Source organism: Pseudoalteromonas sp. SG43-7, from assembly GCF_014164295.1.
Taxonomy (GTDB): Bacteria; Pseudomonadota; Gammaproteobacteria; order Enterobacterales; family Alteromonadaceae; genus Pseudoalteromonas; species Pseudoalteromonas rhizosphaerae.
The window spans coordinates 1-248 of sequence record NZ_JACJEY010000233.1; the positions used below are offsets into that span (position 1 = coordinate 1).

1 protein-coding gene is annotated in these 248 nt (G+C 46.0%); it reads left to right on the forward strand.

Annotated features, from left to right (window positions below; translation table 11 throughout):
• Nucleotides 1-225 (forward strand): transposase domain-containing protein (locus tag H5200_RS23665; protein WP_182762926.1); only part of this gene is annotated, 225 nt, incomplete at its 5' end.
• Nucleotides 226-248: the final 23 nt, after the last annotated feature.

A 248-nucleotide genomic window follows, 5' to 3' on the forward strand; every position in this document is an offset into this window, starting at 1 on the left:
CGTGCAGAGCGAGCTATAAAACCGTTCGTAATAGGGCGAAAAAACTGGTTGTTCTCAAATACCTGCAATGGTGCTCATGCCAGCGCTATACTTTATAGTCTTGTTGAAACCGCAAAGGCAAATGACCTTGTGGTGCATGACTATATCTCTACTTGCTTACAGCGCCTTGCTGAGCAGCCAGATAACCTTGAGCCACTGCTACCTTGGAACATTAAGCAAAGCTAGGTGTCGTTAGCTATACGCTTACG